Annotated in this window: 17 protein-coding genes; 4 read left to right on the plus strand and 13 right to left on the minus strand. The window is 52.9% G+C overall.

The features are described from left to right. The 6 genes from EDM58_RS13590 to EDM58_RS13615 form a co-directional block, all read right to left on the minus strand. Positions 1 to 393: transposase (locus EDM58_RS13590; protein ID WP_148039326.1), on the minus strand; the 393-nt coding region annotated here is incomplete at its 3' end. A 96-nt stretch (positions 394 to 489) separates the two neighbouring features. Continuing rightward, positions 490 to 1,287, minus strand: a complete 798-nt coding sequence (locus EDM58_RS13595) for an ABC transporter ATP-binding protein (protein WP_122913806.1) — start codon at positions 1,285 to 1,287, stop codon at positions 490 to 492. Then, on the minus strand, positions 1,280 to 2,212 hold the full coding sequence (locus tag EDM58_RS13600; RefSeq protein ID WP_122913807.1) for an ABC transporter permease: 933 nt from the start codon (positions 2,210 to 2,212) through the stop codon (positions 1,280 to 1,282). Before EDM58_RS13600 ends, EDM58_RS13595 begins: the two co-directional genes overlap by 8 nt. A gap of 21 nt (positions 2,213 to 2,233) precedes the next feature. After that, on the minus strand, positions 2,234 to 3,301 hold the full coding sequence (locus EDM58_RS13605; RefSeq protein ID WP_122913808.1) for an ABC transporter substrate-binding protein: 1,068 nt from the start codon (positions 3,299 to 3,301) through the stop codon (positions 2,234 to 2,236). Between the two features lie 93 nt (positions 3,302 to 3,394). Further along, positions 3,395 to 4,438 carry an ABC transporter substrate-binding protein gene (locus tag EDM58_RS13610; RefSeq protein ID WP_122913809.1) on the minus strand — a complete coding sequence of 348 codons (1,044 nt, stop codon included), beginning with the start codon at positions 4,436 to 4,438 and terminating at the stop codon, positions 3,395 to 3,397. A gap of 114 nt (positions 4,439 to 4,552) precedes the next feature. Further along, complete coding sequence (locus EDM58_RS13615) at positions 4,553 to 5,881, minus strand: hemolysin family protein (RefSeq protein ID WP_122913810.1); 1,329 nt, start codon at positions 5,879 to 5,881, stop codon at positions 4,553 to 4,555. A 138-nt stretch (positions 5,882 to 6,019) separates the two neighbouring features. On the opposite strand from EDM58_RS13615, the gene EDM58_RS13620 reads away from it, so the two are divergent. The 3 genes from EDM58_RS13620 to EDM58_RS13630 are packed head-to-tail and all read left to right on the plus strand — an operon-like array spanning position 6,020 to position 9,747. Further along, on the plus strand, positions 6,020 to 7,705 hold the full coding sequence (locus tag EDM58_RS13620; protein WP_183187507.1) for a DNA repair helicase XPB: 1,686 nt from the start codon (positions 6,020 to 6,022) through the stop codon (positions 7,703 to 7,705). Positions 7,706 to 7,757: 52 nt separating this feature from the next. Further along, the gene (locus EDM58_RS13625; RefSeq protein ID WP_023557648.1) at positions 7,758 to 8,327 is read left to right on the plus strand and encodes an RNA polymerase sigma factor; all 570 of its coding nucleotides are present in this window, start codon (positions 7,758 to 7,760) and stop codon (positions 8,325 to 8,327) included. Next, positions 8,308 to 9,747, plus strand: coding sequence for a hypothetical protein (locus EDM58_RS13630; protein ID WP_122913811.1), 1,440 nt, complete (start codon positions 8,308 to 8,310; stop codon positions 9,745 to 9,747). Before EDM58_RS13625 ends, EDM58_RS13630 begins: the two co-directional genes overlap by 20 nt. Before the next feature lie 82 nt (positions 9,748 to 9,829). Here EDM58_RS13630 and EDM58_RS13635 read toward each other — a convergent pair whose 3' ends face one another. From EDM58_RS13635 to EDM58_RS13645, 3 genes are all read right to left on the minus strand, one after another. Then, positions 9,830 to 10,252 carry a small multi-drug export protein gene (locus tag EDM58_RS13635; protein WP_246000723.1) on the minus strand — a complete coding sequence of 141 codons (423 nt, stop codon included), beginning with the start codon at positions 10,250 to 10,252 and terminating at the stop codon, positions 9,830 to 9,832. Positions 10,253 to 10,341: 89 nt separating this feature from the next. After that, entirely contained in the window at positions 10,342 to 11,337 is a 996-nt protein-coding gene (locus tag EDM58_RS13640; protein WP_122913812.1) for an ABC transporter permease, read from the minus strand. Next, positions 11,327 to 12,262: an ABC transporter ATP-binding protein gene (locus EDM58_RS13645; protein ID WP_122913813.1), complete on the minus strand. Its 936-nt coding sequence runs from the start codon at positions 12,260 to 12,262 to the stop codon at positions 11,327 to 11,329. Before EDM58_RS13645 ends, EDM58_RS13640 begins: the two co-directional genes overlap by 11 nt. Before the next feature lie 135 nt (positions 12,263 to 12,397). Here EDM58_RS13645 and EDM58_RS13650 point away from each other — a divergent pair, with 135 nt between their 5' ends. Further along, a complete protein-coding gene (locus EDM58_RS13650; protein WP_122913814.1) occupies positions 12,398 to 13,186 on the plus strand; it encodes an SGNH/GDSL hydrolase family protein in 789 nt (262 codons plus the stop codon). Here the strand turns inward: EDM58_RS13650 and EDM58_RS13655 are convergent. The 4 genes from EDM58_RS13655 to EDM58_RS13670 all read right to left on the minus strand — a co-directional run bounded on the left by EDM58_RS13655 (position 13,178) and on the right by EDM58_RS13670 (position 17,871). Then, complete coding sequence (locus tag EDM58_RS13655) at positions 13,178 to 14,413, minus strand: MDR family MFS transporter (RefSeq protein ID WP_122913815.1); 1,236 nt, start codon at positions 14,411 to 14,413, stop codon at positions 13,178 to 13,180. The two genes, EDM58_RS13650 and EDM58_RS13655, sit on opposite strands and share 9 nt — an antisense overlap. Before the next feature lie 120 nt (positions 14,414 to 14,533). After that, a complete protein-coding gene (locus tag EDM58_RS13660; protein ID WP_122913816.1) occupies positions 14,534 to 15,379 on the minus strand; it encodes a YtnP family quorum-quenching lactonase in 846 nt (281 codons plus the stop codon). Between the two features lie 93 nt (positions 15,380 to 15,472). After that, a complete protein-coding gene (locus EDM58_RS13665) occupies positions 15,473 to 15,769 on the minus strand; it encodes a hypothetical protein (protein ID WP_023557656.1) in 297 nt (98 codons plus the stop codon). A gap of 98 nt (positions 15,770 to 15,867) precedes the next feature. Further along, positions 15,868 to 17,871, minus strand: a complete 2,004-nt coding sequence (locus EDM58_RS13670; protein ID WP_122913817.1) for an FAD-dependent oxidoreductase — start codon at positions 17,869 to 17,871, stop codon at positions 15,868 to 15,870. Positions 17,872 to 17,976 lie beyond the last annotated feature (105 nt).

The raw sequence follows: 17,976 nt of genomic DNA on the forward strand, positions 1-17,976 counted from the left end.
TTCCTGCCACGTAGTAGAACGTCCTTTGGTCATAGCCGATGCTCCCTCGTTAACCGATTTAAAGCTGCTATGACTATTATACTTGGCAATCCAGCTTCTGAGCTGAGTTCGGCTTGCAATTTTGTATGTATCGATGAGTTCATATTGTGAATACTTCCCCGACAAATAATCTTGAACCGCTTGAAGCTTTAATTCAGGGGAATACCGGTTATTCTTGATTCGGATTTCTAACCCTTCCATTCCGTACAATTCATACTGATGCCGCCAAGCTCGCAAGGTCTTCTTATGGAGATTGTACTTGTGGGCGACTTCCACCAGAGTGCCCCCACCTGTTTTCAACTCCTCCAAAATCGCCAATTTCTCCGCGCCACTATACTCATTCTTCTTAGCCAAAAGAAATACTCCCCTCCAAGTAGTAGGTTTGTTTTTTAAACCTGTCTACTTAAAGGGGAGCATATCACTCGAGCAGGAAGGCTGAATCATACCCTATCAGGTCAATAAGAAACGGTCTTCGCTAAACGTCTCGCCGCCACGAGCCGCCTCGAAAGCTTTCAGCAAATCCTGCGGCTTCATGGTGCGTTTTTTCTCATCGGGAATATCCAGGATTATGCCGCCGTCATGAAGCATCAGCAGGCGATTCCCCATATTGAGCGCCTGATCCATGTTATGCGTCACCATGATCGTCGTCAGCTTGTGGCGTTCCACGATCTTTTCGGTCAACTCTACGATCAGTTGCGCGCGTTTGGGGTCCAGCGCTGCCGTATGCTCATCAAGCAAAAGAATCTTCGGCTCCGTAAAGGTCGCCATTAAGAGACTCAAGGCCTGACGCTGACCGCCGGAAAGAAATCCTACTTTGGTTTTCAGGCGGTTCTCCAGCCCTTGGTCCAAAAGCTTCAACTGTTCGCGGAACAGCTCCCGCTTTTGGTTGTTTACGCCAAAAGAGAGCTTGCGCTTTTGTCCCCGGGCCAGGGCAATGGCCAAATTTTCTTCGATGGTCATATTGGGTGCGGTGCCCGCCATGGGATCCTGGAACACGCGGCCGATCAATCCTGCGCGTTGATGCTCTCCCCAACGGGTGACATCTTTTCCATCGATGCTGATGCTTCCTGTATCGGGGAGCATTCCCCCGGAGATGATGTTCATCAGCGTCGATTTCCCTGCACCATTACTCCCGATGACCGTGATGAATTCGCCGCTTTTCACCTGCAGCCGGACGTTGTTCAAGGCAATTTTTTCGTTGACTGTTCCAGCGTTAAAAACTTTGTGTACTCCTGCGATGTTAAGCACCGTCACTACCTCCCTTCACCGTACGAACCATTTGCTTTTTCCAGACGCCTTTGGCAAATGTCGGTACGGTGAGTGCCACAATCACGATCAAAGCCGTGATCAGCTTCAAGTCGGACGGATCGAGCCCCGCCTGCAAGGCCAATGCAATAACCAGCCGATAGACGATGGAACCGCCAATCACAGCCAGCGTCACACGGAAAATAGACGAGCTTCCAAACAGGACTTCTCCGACAATGACTGAGGCAAGACCAATCACGATCATCCCGATCCCCATACCTACATCGGCAAAGCCCTGGAACTGGGCAAGCCAAGCTCCCGATACTGCGACGAGTCCATTGGACAGTGACAGACCGATGATAGTCGTAGAATCTGTATTGACGCCAAAGCTGCGAATCATCTTCGGATTGTCGCCGGTAGCACGCAGATCAAGACCTAAATCGGTATGCAGGAACCAGTCGATGATCAGCTTGAGGATCAAGACCCCCACAGCGAAAACGATGGCCACCCCTGTCAACAGTGTCACGCCGCTAATCACGAGATTGGGAATCCCCAAAGCCTTGGTATACGTAAGCAGCGTCTCTTCCCGCAAGAGAGGCAGATTTGCTTTGCCCATGATGCGCAGATTGACGGAATACAGTGCGATCATGGTGAGAATCCCTGCGAGCAACGCGTTTACTTTCCCTTTGGTATGCAGGACTCCGGTAAAAGCCCCGGCCAAACAGCCGACAACGAATGCAATCGCTGTGGCTATAAATGGATTGTAGCCGCCGATGATCAGTTTGGCTGCCACCGCTCCGCCGAGGGCAAAGCTGCCGTCTACAGTCAGGTCAGGTACATTTAGGATGCGAAAGGTCAGGTACACGCCGAGGGCCAGTATGCCAAACAACAGGCCCTGCTCGATTGCACCCATTAATGCCAGATTCATGAAGGAGTCCCCCTGTTGCTTTTATTGCTCAAATACTTCCCCAGCTCGGTCGAGCATGCTTTGCGGAAGGGTAACACCCATTTTTTCCGCTGCTTTTTTATTGATGACGAGCTTCATTTCAGCTTGCGTCTCTACTGGCATATCCCCTGGCTTCGCTTCGCCTTTCAGGATTTTGGTTGCCATATCTGCTGTTTGCGCACCCAATTTGGTGTAATCGATACCGTATGTTGCAATCGCTCCGCTCTTCACGGAGTTTTCTTCACCTGCGATGACCGGGATTTTTTGGTCTTCGCCTACACTAAGTACTGCTGCGATGGAGGAAACAACCAGGTTGTCTGTCGGTACGTAGAACGCATCTACCTTTCCAACCATCGATTCAGCTGCCTGCTTCACTTCCGTCGCGCTGGAAACCGCTGCTTCGCGGATGGTCAGGCCTACCTTGTCTGCTACAGCCTTTGCTGCGTCTACCTGCACCTTGGAGTTTACTTCACCGGAGCTATAGATAATTCCTACAGAAGCCGCGTTCGGATTGATTTCCTTGATCAGCTTCAACTGCTCTTCCACCGGGTTCATGTCGGATGTACCTGTGACGTTGCCCTCAGGTTTGTCCATGGATTTGACCAGACCCGCTTCGACAGGATCTGTCACCGCTGTAAAAACAATCGGAATTTCCTTACTAGTCTGAACTGCAGCTTGAGCGGTCGGTGTTGCGATGGCGAGGATCAAATCCACCTTGTCTGTCTCGAATTTTTGTGCGATGGAAATGGCTGTGTCCATGCTCGCCTGAGCGGATTTGTGGTCAAATACAACCTGCTTGTCCTGCTCATAACCATTTTTCGCCATTTGCGCAATAAATCCTTCTCGCGCTGCATCCAAAGCTGGATGTTCTACAAATTGCGCAATCCCGATGGTAAGCTTTTTCTCTTCCGGAGCTGGAGCCGGAGCGTTGGCTGCTGGGGCCTCTGGTTGTTGCGAATTGGTGTTCGCTGGAGCGCCGCTTTGCTGTCCACATGCGGTAGCGGACAAAAGTAAGAGAGGAATAAAAAAGCGCCCTACCATTTTCATCGGATTTTTTCTCTGTTTTACCATTTTTCCATAACCCCCACTTCTCAAATTTAGTTAATCGTATCATGACAAAAACGATTTTAAAAGATGTAAAAAAAAGAGAGCACAAGGCTCTCTTTACTTTATGAGTTCTTTCGCTTGTTGTTTAAGCGCGTCTGTAATAGTGAGTCCGAATTTTTCCGCTGCCGTTTCATTGATGTAGAGGTCCGCGGTTTTGGAAATTTCGACTGGTGTTTCGGCAACTGTCTGCCCTTTGAGGACGCGAGCAGCCATTTCACCCGTTTGCACTCCCATTTTGTAGTAATCAATTCCGTACGTCGCGACAGCACCGCGTTTGACGGTATCTGTATCAGAAGCGAAGACCGGAACCTTGTTCGCTTCAGCAGCACCAAGCACAGCTTCAAAAGAAGAGACCACCGAGTTGTCGATCGGAATGAAAATCGCGTCTACCTTCCCGACCAATCCCTGGGCCGCGATCTGAATTTCGGACATTTGCGAGGTTCCCGCCTTGACCAGCTCTACCCCGGCCTTTTTGGTCGCTTCCTCCAGATCCTTCACCTGCACTTCAGCGTTTACCTCTGAAGTAGTATAGATGACGCCCAGCTTTTTCAGCTCAGGCAGGAATGTCTTGATCAATTCAAGCTGCTGTTCCATCGACACTTTGTCGGATGTTCCCGTCACATTGCCCTCAGGCTTTTCCAGGCTGCTCACCAGCTGTGCGGAGAGCGGATCTGTCACCGCGCTGAATACGACTGGCTTGTCTGTAATCGCTTTGGCCGCCGCTTGTGCGGATGGCGTCGCAATCGCGATCACGATATCTTTATGATCACCCGAGTACTTCTGGGCAATCGTAACGGCATTGTTCATATCGGCATGCGCATTTTGGTAATCGACGGCTAAGTTCTTGCCGTCTTCATAGCCTGATTCCTTCAGTCCGTCCAGAATCCCTTGACGAATGCTATCCAAGGCCGGATGCTCGACAAATTGGGTCAAGCCCAGCTTTACAGTCTTTGTCTCCCCTGCTGCAGGTGTTTCAGTTTGAGTTTGAGTTGGCGTTTGCGGTTGGGCTGCCGGCTGTGATCCACCGTTCGATCCCGCTCCACATGCTGCCAAAGTCAACGACAGCAATGCTGCCATTACAAAACTGCTTGCTCTTCTCATCTCTGGTTCCTCCTCTAGTCTCTGCTCCACTCTTTTATCTACAAAAGCTTTGTCCTATTATAGCACACTGTGCAACTTTGAAAAGAATTTTTGCAAACTTTCTTCTCTCGTACCCTACTGCTCCTCGGTCGCTTCTGCGGTATCCGGCTTCGGCGCCAAGCGTGTGACCTGAACGCGTGTAATCCGGTAGTGATCGACTTCCTCGACCATAAATTGCCAATTCCCCTCGCGGATCAGATCGCCTACCTTCGGGGTATGATCGATCTGCGTGTAGATCCAACCGGCCAGCGTGTCCACTTCGTTGGAGGTCAGTTCGATGTCCAAGTAATCGCTGACCTCCTCCAGCAGCATCCGTCCGTCCAGGGAGAGAATCCCGTCCTTTCGTTCCACTTCAGGACGCTCATCGTCGAATTCATCCTGGATGTCTCCCACGATCTCTTCCATTATATCTTCCAGTGTGACCAGTCCGGCCGTTCCGCCGTATTCGTCAATGATGATCGCCATCTGTCCGCGCTGCTTTTGCAGCATTGTCAGCAGGCGGCTGATGGAAATCGTCTCAGGGACGCTGAGAATCGGGCGCATCAGCGTTTTGATATCCGTTTTCTCCCCCTGCAGCACTCCAGTCAGCAAATCCTTGATATGCAGGCTTCCGACCACATGATCCTTGTCTCCGTCTACCACCGGGTAGCGGGTGAAATGTCCAGTCTGCACCAGTCGGACATTTTCCTCAAAGGAATCGTGGATATTCAGCACGATCATATCGGTGCGCGGAACCATGATCTCCCGGGCCATTGTTTCCGAGAAATCGAAAATATTGTCTACCAGCATCAGCTCCGTCTGGTCGATCAAACCGCTTTTATGGCTTTCGTTGACCAGAATCCGGATTTCCTCCTCGGTATGCGCTTCCTGATGGGGCTCCATAGAAAGATGAAAGAGGGAGAGAAAGCGAAAGGCCGACCAGTTCAAAAATACGATAAACGGATACATGACCTTGTGAAAAAGCTGGATGGGTCTGGCTACGTTCATGGCCACCCACTCCGTCCGCTGAATCGCAAACGTTTTGGGAGCCAGCTCGCCCAAGACGATATGTAAAAAGGTAATGACGGAAAACGCCAGTATAAAGGAAATGCTGCCAACCAAGGTCTCGTTCAGGCCAAAGTAATGAAAGACCGGGTGCAGCAGGTGAGCGACAGCCGGTTCACCCAGCCAACCAAGTCCCAAGGAAGCCAGCGTGATCCCCAATTGACATGCTGACAAATAGGCGTCCAAATTTTGGAGAACCTTCTCTACGCTGCGCGCCCGAACTTCTCCCTCTGCCACTAATTGGGCGATCCTCGACTCCCGTACCTTGACGATCGCGAACTCTGTGGCGACAAAAAAGCCGTTGAGAAGCACGAGGACTATCACCATGAAGAGATTGAACAATGTCCCCCACCATTCCATGATCTGCCTCCTCCTTTCCACGGGACTTTGGTTATTGTTTCCCACCATGGGACAAATGTTACCGCTTCGTTTTTCTTTCTTTTCCCGATTGTGTTACCATCAGACTGAGTATATATGTCCTTTTTTGAGGTGAGTCTCTTGTCTTACCGTCCGGATATGCCCATGATCGTGCAAAGTGACCGTACTATCCTGCTGGAAGCGCAGCATCCTTCCTATGAGGAAGCGAAGCAGGCAATCAGCGGTTTTGCGGAGCTGATCAAAAGTCCTGAATACATCCATACCTACCGCATTACTCCGCTTTCCCTGTGGAATGCAGCTGCAAGCGGAGGCACATCCGAGGAGATCTGCGCTGCTCTTGGCAGGTACAGCAAATACGGGGTGCCGCCCTCAATCATCAGTGAGATCACGGAAACGATGCGTCGCTACGGCTTGATCCGCCTGGAAAAGTCGGGTGAGGACCTGCTTTTGACCTCTGAGGAGTCTTGGCTGCTGGAGGAGCTGACTGGCTACAAAGCCATTCGGCAGCTGCTGACCGAGCAAATCGATGAAGGCAAAAAAAGCTATGTGGTGAAGCCCTTTTACCGCGGGCTGATCAAGCAGGAGCTGATCCGCCTTGGCTATCCCGTAGAGGATCTTGCCGGCTATGCTCCCGGGGAGCCTTGTCCGCTCAGTCTGCGTGAGACGACGCGGCAAAATAAGCCCTTTTCGCTTCGTTCCTATCAAAAAGAAGCCGTCGACGCTTTTTACGCAGACGGCAGTCCGACTGGTGGCAGCGGGGTGCTGGTTCTCCCCTGCGGGGCAGGAAAAACGGTGATTGGTTTGGGGGCCATCCATCAGCTCCAGACGGCTACTCTCATTCTGACTACCAATACGACATCTGTGCGGCAGTGGATTGCCGAAATTTTGGACAAAACAAGTCTTGATCCTTCGCTGATTGGCGAATACACTGGTGATCGCAAGGAAGTGAAGCCGATCACAGTCGCAACCTATCAAATCTTGACCTATCGACCCAGCGCCAGCGAAGATTTCCCCCACCTGACACTCTTTTCTAAGCGTGATTGGGGGCTTATTATATACGATGAGGTGCATTTGCTGCCCGCGCCTATTTTTCGTGTCACCTCCGGAATTCAAGCGACTCGGCGTCTCGGTTTGACTGCCACGCTGGTGCGCGAGGACGGCCGGGAGGAAGATGTCTTTACTTTGATTGGGCCGAAAAAATACGAGGTTCCATGGAAGGAACTGGAGAAAAGAGGCTGGATCGCAGAAGCGTGCTGCCGGGAAATCCGGCTGCCTTTTGAACCAAAGTGGCGGGAAGCCTATGCCCGTGCCACAACTCGGCAAAAGTTCCGGATTGCGGCGGAAAATCCCCGCAAGCTGGAGGTGGTTCGCCACTTGCTGGAGCAACACGCCGACGACCAGGTGCTGATCATCGGCCAATACGTAGACCAGCTGCACGAAATGGCGGATGCTCTCTCGCTGCCGCTGATCACCGGGAAGGTTCCGGAAAAAGAGCGAATCCTTTTGTACGAGCAATTCAAAAAAGGGGAATTGAAGCGTCTTATCGTCTCCAAGGTTGCCAATTTCGCTGTAGACTTGCCGGATGCGAACGTCGCGATCCAGATTTCCGGTACGTTTGGCTCCAGGCAGGAGGAGGCACAAAGATTGGGGCGAATCCTGCGTCCCAAAGCGGATGCGAACCAGGCACATTTTTACACGCTGGTGACCCGCAACACGCGGGAGCAGGAGTTCTCTATGCACCGTCAGCTTTTTCTCGCAGAACAAGGATATCCATATGAAATTATAGAAATGGAAACGCTGGTATGAAACGTTTAAAAGCAGCCAGCGTCTCATAGAGGGAAGGGAGGCCGGAGATTCAATGCAATCCGACGCCGAAATCATTCAACGGATTCTGCAAGGCGACATCGAGGGGTATCGGGATCTGATCCAGCGGTACCAGCATATGATCTACGTATTTATCTACAAAATGGTGAATAACCGCACGGATGCGGAAGATCTCACGCAGGAAGTGTTTGTCAAAGCGTATGAAAAGCTTTCAACCTTCCGCGGCGACAGCCAGTTCTCTTCCTGGCTGCATACACTCGCTCGCAACAAGAGCATCGACTTTCTGCGCCGCCGCAAATTTCATGACTCTGATGAGCAATTGGCTTTCGTCCCTTCACAGACCCGTGATGAATCTCCGCAAGAGTCATTGATGAACAAGGAACAGCGGCGAGAGATCGAAGAAGCGTTTGCCCTTTTGTCAGATTCCTATCGTGAGGTGATCGTGCTTCGTTGTACGCATGAATATCCGTTTGAAAAGATTGCTTCACTGCTCGGCATTGCCGAGTCTACCGCCCGTGTTCGCTATTTGCGTGCTCGCCAGGAACTAGCAAAACTGTTAACCCGCAAGGAAGGGGGGCTCGTACATGAACTGCCAGGCATTTAGAAACGCATGGATAAACGATACAGACAACGACGACTTGTTCTCGCATATTGAAACCTGTGAGGCGTGCATCACGTGGATTGAAACGCAGATGGCAAGCGATGAGGAGGTGCAGTTCTTGAAAGAGATACCGTCACCGCCTGCGAACCTGGAAGAGAGGATCATGCAAGCGATCTATCAGGCCTCCGATCAAACTGCGCCACCGTTAGCGGCAACCATACCGCTCCCATCGGCGGCTCCTGCTGCCAATGCAAAAGGCAAAAAGCGCACAAAAGGCTTCCCTTCATACGCCTGGGTGAGCGCAGCAGCCGTCCTGCTCGCAGTCGGCGTGGTCGGCTACCAGCAATTGTCTGTACCCGATCAGTTCCAGACAGCGGCGGAACCGGTCAACAATCAGGCTGAAAGCAGTGCCCAAATCGCCATGAGCGCTCCGCAAGCAAGCCCCGCTGCAGATGCAGCGCCGGAAAATACAGAGACTCAAGCAAGCGGAGGCAGTGAGCCGCAGCAACAAGTCCAGGAAATGCTAAAGGAAAATGGAGATCAACCACCTGAATCGGCAGCATCAGTCGGGATTGCAGCCGCACCTCCTGTGCAAGAAAAGCAGGTCCAAGCTCCAGCAGCAGCCAAAAACGGACTGGAAGCCGGAATCGCGATGGCTGGTCCCGGACGCGGCACGCCAAAAGAAAACCGCGGCTTGATGGCACGAGACGGAACACCGAAACCAGTTGCTGAGCCTGTGGTCAAAAAAGAGGCAGCACCATCCCAAAGTGAAGCCGCCATGACCCAAATGGAAGACAGGCAAGCTGTAATGGAACATTCGGAGATGAGCTTGGCTGCCGCCGCATTCGTCCATGAGCCCGTCTATGCAAGGACTGGCGATCCAGATGCGGACATGAGCATGATGATGGAAGCAGATACAGGGACAGCGAAATCTTTGGTCGGCCCTCCTTCTCCTGCAGCTGAAAGCACTCCCATCACGCTGTCCACTTTTACGGACGTGGAGACAGCCGTACAAGCATCGGATATGCCGGTGCCCGTCCTGGCTGAAGCACCAGAAGGATTTGCCATGAGCGGCATCTCCATTCGCTACGAATCGGAAACTAGTCAACATGTAGCGCTTCTTCTGGCGGATTACCAGCGCAACCAGGACTGGATCAAAATCGAAGTAGTCCGAAATAAGGATGGAAAGCGAAGCCTCTCCATTCCGGGAACCTTCACGGCTACGCACCTGTTCTCTGTGAACAACGAGCAGGCCATCGGCGTCTCGTATGAAAAACAGCCAAAGCAAGAAACCACAGCACAGCACGCTGTTCACTTTAACGCTTCGGCTGGAGACCAGTCGCTGTACGTCGTCCTGACTGCTCATGGCATCTCTCTGGATGAGTTGATGGAGCTGTCCAAAAAGATGACCTGGAAGCCGTAAACGCGAGAAAATAAACAAAGGACACGCTCTGCTTTTGGATGAAGCAGTGACGTGTCCTTCTTTTTTCTTGAAGACAAAGCGGTTAGGGCATGAGGGTCAGCAGACCGTAAGCGACAGCGGCTGTCAATATCGCACTCCAGATGATGATTCCAATCGCCATCCAGAGCATCAGCCTGCCTGTCGGCGCTCCCAGGGAAATCCCGATGGCAGCCCCCAAAGGCGCACCTGTCAACAGTGGTGATAGCAGCCCCAGTCCGATCACACCGTACTTTTCCCAAATGCGTGCCATGCGACCTTTTTGGCCTTCCTTCTGCGCGACCCGCTTGAGCAGCCAAGCACGCAGCGAGCCTCCCAAATAGATGACGATCGCCCCGCTGGCAATAGCCCCCGCTCCACTCAACACCCCCGTTGTGACAGGGGATAACTGCAGGACAAATCCAAGTGGAATGCCTGCCCACAACTCGAGCATCCCCGTCCCGAAGACACTCCCCCACTTCCATAGCACATCCAACAAAACAACGCTCTCCTCTCGTTGCCGATTCCTATTCCTCCCTAAGAGAGTACGATTCATATGGAAAAGAGTTTCCCTTTTCGCTAGGAAGTGACGTCGCGGCGGATAAACACCGTATAGGCTACAACGAGTGAGGCAACAGCCCATACACTAAGGACGGTCAGCGAGAATGGGAGCGTCATGCCCGCGATCGGAGGCAGTGTGCCATTGAGATAGTCGGTCAGCTCCAGATTGACGATAAACAGGTATTTGGACGCTTCCCAGGATGATGCCATCTGCGTCAGGATCATGCCGCTGATCAAGGCCGCCATCATGATTCCCATCCCTGCGGCAGCGCTTCTCACCAGCACGGAGACCATGAAAGTCACCGTCCCGACGACCACGCAGACAAACCACCCCAGCCCGTATTGCAGCAGCAGGAACTGCCACTGGGGAAGCATAAACACATTTGAGGTATCCAGCTCGCTTCCCTGCACCTGAAAACCGGTCAGGATCGGCAGGTTCCAGCCCGAGTACCCAAAGACGATTCCAGAGATCAGATACGCCAGAATCAACGTCATAAGGACCGTCAGCGAAGTGAACAGGACCATGGTAATATATTTGCTGGTCAACACCTTCCAGCGCCGCACAGGACGAGTCAGAAGCAGCTTGATCGTCCCTTCGCTGAATTCTGCCGAGACGAGATCGACAGCCAAGACGACGATAATCATAGGCAAAAACATGGTGATGGCCTGATCCATAAATCCTCTGGCGAAGGTCGGCCCTCCCGGAGCCATCGGATCGATATCGTGATCCAGATAATACTGCTGCTGCTGGATTCGTATCTTGATCAAGTCCCGCCATTCCTCGGGCAGGCGGCTGGAGGCAAGACGGTTTTGCATATCCACGATCTGCTGGGTCAGCAAGGGCCTCCAATCGCTCGTGCCCATCCGCTCCTGTGCTGTTACCACAGAACGGTACTGAGCATACGTAAAGATCGGGATGAGGATGGCCAGAATCAGCACGACGACCAAAAAACGGCGTCGACGCAGCAATTTGATCGTCTCGTTTTGGACGAGGCCCAGCATGCTAGGATTCATCCGCTCCACCTCCTCCCGTCACCGTCAAGAACAGATCCTCGAGTGACATGGTTTTGGTCGCGATCCCCCGAACGGGGACGCCCGCTTCGACGAGAGCCTGGTTCACTTCGCTGACCCGCTCTGCCTGCATGCGGCATTTCAAACGCTCTTCACCGATCTGCCAGACCTGCGTGACGACTGGCAAGCCGCGAAGGACATCCATCCCTTTTTTCAAATAGTCCGGGTGAAGCGTCCAATCCACCTGATCCGCAAATTGTGCCATCAGCTCCGTTACCAGACCCACAGAGATGACTTTTCCCTGATTGATGATCGCCACACGGTCGCACATCATCTCGATCTCGCTCAACAGATGGCTGGAAATAAAGACAGCCAATCCTTCTTCCTCGGCGAGACGTCGGATGAACTGACGCAACTCGCGTATGCCCGCCGGGTCCAGTCCATTGGTCGGCTCGTCAAGAATGAGGATCTTGGGCTGATGCAGCAAGGCTTGGGCGATTCCCAGCCGTTGCCGCATGCCCAAGGAGTACGTTCTGACCTTGTCGTCGATCGCTCGCTCCAGATCGACGAAGCGGATGATCTCTTCGATCCGCTCCTTGGGTATCCCGCCGCTCATGCGGGCGAATTGCTCCAGATTTTCTCTTCCTGTCATAAACTTGTACAGCTCCGGATTTTCTACGATGCAGCCTACCTGTGCGATCGCTTGCGGGAATTGGTCGCGGATGGAAATGCCGCCAATGCGTATATCTCCTCCATCGGCAGACGCCAGTCCGACGAGCATTCGAATGGTTGTCGTTTTTCCTGCTCCATTGGGCCCGAGAAATCCGAACACCTCTCCCGCATAAACATCAAAGGTCATATCGTGAATGATCGGTTTGCCTCCGATCTTCTTTTGCAAATGATTGACGGATAGCACTACCTCAGCCAAAATGCGTCCTCCTGTCCAGGCTGTATCGGGTCAACTGCCGCCAGACAGCCTGATTGTGGTACACTGAAAGAAAGTAGATGTCCACCCATATTATAACATGTACGATCAGCAAATACGTGAACAGGAGGTTACGTGATGCGCATATCCGGACAGCTCCTGTGGCGTACAGCAGGCTTCTTTTCTCTCCTATCCTTCCTGCTTTTGGCCACAGGCTTTTTCCTCGCGCTCCAGCCGCAGGTCTTGGCACCTTCCAAAGCCCCATCTCCCTCGCAAGCTGTTATACCCGCTGCTCCGCCAGCAGCTGAAGGCATACATAAAGTCGTGGCGCTCGGGGATTCCCTCACGCGCGGGGCAGGAGATGCCAATGGCCAAGGCTATGCAGGTCTTGTTCGGCAGGCGCTGGAGAAAAAAAGCAAGCAACCCGTCACCTTTACCAATCTGGCGATCAATGGACAAGAATCCCCGGATCTGCTCAAGCAACTCTCCAAGGATCAGGTGAAATCCCTGCTTGCAGAAGCGGATCTGATCCTGTTTACCATTGGCGGCAATGATCTCTTCAAGCAAACGGGCGGCCTATATATGATAGAGAAAGAAAAATTGGCCGCAGCTACGAAGGAGCTCACGGCCAACTATCAAGAAATTCTCCGGCAGATTCGCGCCCTGAACAAAAAAGCGCCGATCATCTACACATCTTTGTACAATCCATTTGGCAATACAGAAGCAGCTGCCGAGACGATTATGCCCGTACTTGACTGGAATGCAGCGGCGGTGCAGATCTCGGCTGACTATTCACAAGTATTCGTGGTCCCGACCTACGACCTTTTCCAGAACAAGGAAAGCGAATACCTGTTTACCGACCATTTCCATCCGAACGCCGCCGGATACGCTCGGATCGCGGAGCGGATCATGCAGGCACTAGAGTGATTCGCTGCGGGAGTAATTGATCGATCTTCCGGTGCTCAGGAGAAAAGCGCGCTGACCCGCCCAGTGAAACACGCTGCTGACCAGCGAGAAGGCAGCGACGACCAGGAAAAGCACGGTGCCGTCATAGGCAGCGAGCAGCAGGCCGCCAAGCCACGGCCCGATAAACTGCCCGAGATTGCTGAAGCTTTTGGCACCGTAGTAGCTGCCGCGCATCTCCTCCGGTGCCATCCGGTCGATCAGGACGTCCCCCGAGGTAAAGGTCAAAATCTCCCCGAAGGTGAACAGGATCATCGCAATAATAAAAATCCACCCTGTGGCGGCGAATGCAAAGCCAATGTCCCCGAGCGCGTACATGATGTTCCCCACCACGATTGCTGTGAGTGGGGTTCGTTTTTCAGCCCACGACGTCAGCGGCATTTGCAGCAGCACTACGACAATGGCATTGACGCTCATTAAAATGGCAAACAGCTCGACGCCGTTCGGAATGCTCAGCTCGACGTACTTGGCGAGAGTCGTGGACATCTGCGAGTACCCGATGGCCCCGAGCACCCCGGCAATCATGTAGAAACGGAAAGCCTTGTCATGAACGACGACCCGAAACGCGTGTCCAAAGGTGACGTGCTCTTTCTTCTGACCTTCAATGGTCTTGATGCCGAACCGGTTGAGCAAGCCCTGCAGGCTGATCACATAGATCAAGTAGATCGCCGCTGTACAAAGGAAAGGCAATGCTACAGAGGATTTTGCCAGTACCGCGCCTGCAATCGGCCCTACTGCCACTCCCACGTTGATCGCTGTATAACGCAGACCGAATACACGAAAGCGTTTTTCCTGTGGCGTCACATCAGCCATCAACGCCTGAGAGACAGGCTCATAGAAAGAGCGGCAAAGTCCTCCCGCCATGTTGAAAAGAAGCAGCAAAAGCGGATTTTTCGTCACCGCAAAGCCGATAAAGACGAGTGTCCAGACATAGAGCGCGCCGATCATGACGCGCCTGCGGCCGATCCTGTCTGACAAGGTTCCCGCGATAAAGCCCCCTACGGTTCCCGCCAAGGCTCCGGCACCGATCATCATGCCAATCGTCGCCAGGTCCAAATCCGTATTGTTGGACAGGTATAAAAACAAAAAGGGCATGCTCATCGAACTGGCCGCCCGGACAAAAACGGTACCGACTACGAGCGACCAGACAATGGGGTGGAACTCCTGAATCATTTCTTTGATCTTGCGCATGGAATCTCTCTCCTCACAACTGTACTGCTGAATGCTCCCAGCAGAACAGATGCTCTGCATTTAACCCATTGTAGTGAGGGGAGAAGGTTTCGTCAATCACCATTCAAACTTTTTTGAATGTTAAATATCTATTTTTCCAATTTGTTCTCCCTGTTCATTCCATTTGACTGCCCGGTAGCAGTTGTCATGATAAAACGTAAACCAGGCTCCTCGCTGCATCCCTTCCTTGATCCACTTCTCTTTGGCGAAGATGGAGTCCATCGGGTAGTCGTCGTACGCCATCACCCAGAGCGGGTTCTGGTGGGCATGCGTCGGCATGATGTCCGCCAAATGCAAGATCAACTGCCCCTCGCTCTCCATCCGCACGATGGCATGTCCCTGGCTGTGGCCGCCAGTATGAATCAGCGTAATCATGCCGGGAATCAATTCATGGCTCTCCCCGTATGTTTTCACCTGGTGTTCGATAGGACGCCAGTTATCCTCCCAGTAGGTGTTGCGCGAGCGGATATTGGGCTCCCGCATCTCCGCCCACTCCAGCTCCTGCACGTAGATCTCGGCATTCGGGAAGGTAGAGACCAGCTTGTCATCCTGCCATTTTACCAGGCCGTTTACATGGTCGTAGTGCATATGGGTCATGATCACGATGTCGATGTCTTCCGGGCTCAATCCCTTCTTGGCGAGACATTCGATCACCTGGGATTCCTCGATCAGTCCGAAGTTCCGTTTTTGCTTTTCAGTCAACCTGCCGTTGCCCAGCCCTGCTTCAATCAAGAGACGCTTTCCATCCACCTCGATCAAGATCGGGTCCGAACGCAACGGAATCTGGTTCAGCTCGTTGGCAGGATAACGCTTGCTCCACAATGGTTTTGGCACTACGCCAAACATAGCTCCGCCATCCAATTGGGTCATGCCGCCATTCAGCCAGGTAAATTTCAGCTTGCCTACTTGCCATTCTGTCAATTTCATCTTCTTTCCCCTCGCTTTTACTCTTTTTTCTTTTTCCCATTATGGTTGTCCAGCGTGAAAGCTTCAATAGAAAAAAGCACCCCGAATGAGGTGCTACCCTTTTTCTTCCACACATACCCTTCTTGCGGCCGGGGCGATCTCCAGCAAAAGATCGCTTGATACGGCCTGCACGGTCACATCTGAATCGGATTTCCTGTGGTGCAAATATAGTTGTGCCACCTTTTCACTCTCACGATATATGCTGATCAGGGTTTTCAATGGGTCTGCGCTTCCACCAGCGATGATTTTAAAGCCTGGGGCAATCGAAAACGTCCAGCCCTCCACCTCAACCACTGAAGCAGTCGAGTACAGGAAGTGGCGTTTTCCCAAAAGTATGCCGTTATGATTCATCAAGGCGAGTGCCCCCAATCACATGATTTTTCATGATACTCTACTCCTATATTGCAAGAATCAAAGGAAGATGAAAAGTCTTTCGACAAAAGATCTTATTAAATGACACGACCTATGGATGATCCTTCCAAAATAGCCCGTTTGGCATCCAATTCACCCGCTTCTTTCGCCCCACCGATCAGATGGACCGGGAGACGCCCGATCAATTCATGAAAGAGACGGTCGTTGGACGTTGCACCTGCCGCAATCACGACGGTGTCCGCTGGTATCAGCCGTTCTTCTTCGCCCTGCTTGATGACCACGCCATCCCGAGTAATTTCACGATACTCGATCTGCGTCAGCATGTCTACACCATGCTGTTTCAGATTGGCCAATACAGCCCAGCGTGTGGTTTTTCCAAGTCCTGTGCCGACGTGTTTTCCACGGCGCAGCATGATTACCTTGCGTCCGCTCTGCTGCATTCGCTGTAGTGCTCGAGCGTCGAGAATGCGGTAGTCCAGCAGGTATTGTGCCGCTTGCGGGCTGATGGATTCGTCCTGAACGAGCAGATGGGACAGATCGCAGGCAATGCCTCCAGCGCCTACGATCGCTACGCGCTTGCCCGCTTTGGCTTGCTTTTCAAATACTTGCGCATAGCTGACCACATGCGGCAGATCGATTCCGGAGATGTCGGGACGTCGTGGAATGACCCCCGTCGCGATGACAGCTTCATCAAATCCTTCGGCGAGAAGAGCATCAGCCGAGGCCTTAACCCCAAGGCGCAATTCGACGCCCAGCCGGTCAAGCTGCGTCCGGTAATAGCGCAAGGTCTCGTTGAATTCCTCCTTGCCTGGGACCTGCCTGGCGTAGTTGAGCTGCCCGCCGATCTGTTGCTGCTTTTCGAAGACCACCACCTGATGCCCTCGCTCCGCCAGCACCCGCGCCGCCTCCAGTCCTGCTGGCCCTGCGCCGACCACTGCCACCTTTTTCTTTACTGCCGTCGGCACCAGCGCCCATTCCTTCTCCCGTCCCACCTCGGGATTGACGAGACAGGAAGCCACTCTGCCGTCAAAGATATGATCGAGACAAGCCTGATTGCAGGCGATGCAGGTATTGACCTCATCAAAACGTCCCTCGGCGCTCTTGCTCACAATCTGCGGGTCGGCAAGGAACGGCCGTGCCATCGAGACCAGATCGCACCGCCCTTCCTCGAGAATCTTCTCAGCCTGTCGCAGGTCGTTGATCCGGTTGCTCGCAATGACGGGGATGGTGACGGCCTGCTTCACCTGCTGGGCCACCCAGACGTATGCGCCGCGCGGAACCATCATGGCAATTGTCGGAACCTTGGACTCATGCCAGCCGATTCCGACATTCAGCGCGTCCATGCCCGCCTCCTCAAGCATCGCAGCAAATCGCAGCGTCTCCTCCATGGACGTGCTCTCCGGCATCAAATCAAGACCTGACATGCGGAAAATGACAGGATACCCTTCGCCTACGGCTTGCCGTACTCGCTTAGCTACCTCCACTCCAAAGCGGGCGCGTCGCTCAAAATCTCCACCCCAGGCGTCTTCGCGATGGTTGGTGACCGGGGATAAAAACTGATTGATCAGATAACCCTCCGATCCCATAATCTCAACGGCGTCAAAGCCAGCCTTTTGCGCTCGAACAGCACCATCCGCAAAAGCCTGAATCGTCATTTCGATCTCATCTGCCGTCAATTCGCGTGGAGCCCAGCGGTTGATTGGCGCTTGCAAGGGAGAGGGAGCCACCGGGTCCAGGCCCGTCGCATCTTTGTATGCATAACGGCCCGCATGGAAGAGCTGCAGCGCGATTTTGCCGCCCTCCTGGTGAACCGCCTCAGTAATCAGCGCCCAGGAAGGGATTTGGTCATCCCCATAGACATGGCAATACTCATCGCCCATTCCACCTTCCGGCAGCACTGCTGCGCCGCCCGTGACAATCAAGCCAGCCCCGCCTCGCGCCCGCTGCGCGTAAAAGGCTGCCAATCTTTCTACTCCAGCCTCCAATTTTTCCATTCCAACGTGCATCGAGCCCATCATGATGCGATTGCGCAGCTCCATACTTCCAAGATAGACGGGTTCCAATGCCTTAGCGAGTTTCATCGTCATGACCCCCAATTACGAATGAATGTTCATTCATTCCTCTTTCCTTTCTTTTTTCTCTGCATCACGCCGAAATTCCTTCCCCCTTTCTTCCCTACCGAGAAA

This window comes from Brevibacillus panacihumi (assembly GCF_003710985.1).
GTDB lineage: Bacteria > Bacillota > Bacilli > Brevibacillales > Brevibacillaceae > Brevibacillus > Brevibacillus panacihumi.

Coding starts and splice junctions, on each gene's coding strand:
- EDM58_RS13600 (WP_122913807.1), bottom strand. CDS start 2,212: ATGAATCTGGCATTAATGGGTGCAATCGAGCAGGGCCTGTTGTTTGGC.
- EDM58_RS13605 (WP_122913808.1), bottom strand. CDS start 3,301: ATGGTAAAACAGAGAAAAAATCCGATGAAAATGGTAGGGCGCTTTTTT.
- EDM58_RS13610 (WP_122913809.1), bottom strand. CDS start 4,438: ATGAGAAGAGCAAGCAGTTTTGTAATGGCAGCATTGCTGTCGTTGACT.
- EDM58_RS13615 (WP_122913810.1), bottom strand. CDS start 5,881: ATGGAATGGTGGGGGACATTGTTCAATCTCTTCATGGTGATAGTCCTC.
- EDM58_RS13625 (WP_023557648.1), top strand. CDS start 7,758: ATGCAATCCGACGCCGAAATCATTCAACGGATTCTGCAAGGCGACATC.
- EDM58_RS13630 (WP_122913811.1), top strand. CDS start 8,308: ATGAACTGCCAGGCATTTAGAAACGCATGGATAAACGATACAGACAAC.
- EDM58_RS13640 (WP_122913812.1), bottom strand. CDS start 11,337: ATGAATCCTAGCATGCTGGGCCTCGTCCAAAACGAGACGATCAAATTG.
- EDM58_RS13650 (WP_122913814.1), top strand. CDS start 12,398: ATGCGCATATCCGGACAGCTCCTGTGGCGTACAGCAGGCTTCTTTTCT.
- EDM58_RS13655 (WP_122913815.1), bottom strand. CDS start 14,413: ATGCGCAAGATCAAAGAAATGATTCAGGAGTTCCACCCCATTGTCTGG.
- EDM58_RS13660 (WP_122913816.1), bottom strand. CDS start 15,379: ATGAAATTGACAGAATGGCAAGTAGGCAAGCTGAAATTTACCTGGCTG.
- EDM58_RS13665 (WP_023557656.1), bottom strand. CDS start 15,769: ATGAATCATAACGGCATACTTTTGGGAAAACGCCACTTCCTGTACTCG.
- EDM58_RS13670 (WP_122913817.1), bottom strand. CDS start 17,871: ATGAAACTCGCTAAGGCATTGGAACCCGTCTATCTTGGAAGTATGGAG.